This window comes from Belnapia arida (assembly GCF_016773205.1).
Classification (GTDB): Bacteria; Pseudomonadota; Alphaproteobacteria; order Acetobacterales; family Acetobacteraceae; genus Belnapia; species Belnapia arida.
Genome location: NZ_JAETWB010000236.1, coordinates 1 through 228, shown reverse-complemented (window position 1 = coordinate 228; position 228 = coordinate 1). Strand labels below are relative to the sequence as shown.

The 228-nt window shown below is 66.7% G+C and carries 1 protein-coding gene; it reads left to right on the top strand.

Annotation, left to right across the window (positions count from 1 at the left end; genetic code table 11):
* A partial coding sequence (locus JMJ56_RS33530; protein ID WP_202836169.1) for a hypothetical protein occupies positions 1-228 on the top strand: 228 nt, incomplete at both ends.

The window sequence follows — 228 nt, the reverse complement described above, 5'->3', positions numbered from 1 at the left end:
TGCAACTCGGGACGGCGCTGACCAAGCCGGTAACCTCCCTCGCCCGGGCGCTCTATCCGGAGAGGGCGAAGCTGACCGCGACGAGGGATGCAGCCGCGGTCCGGCTTGTCCTTAGTCGCGCCGCGCTGCTGACGACGGCCATCGGCCTCCTGGCGATCCTCCTTGTCGCCGTGGCGGGCGAGTTGCGTCTGTCGCTGATTGGTGGACCGGATTATGTCTTCGTTTACC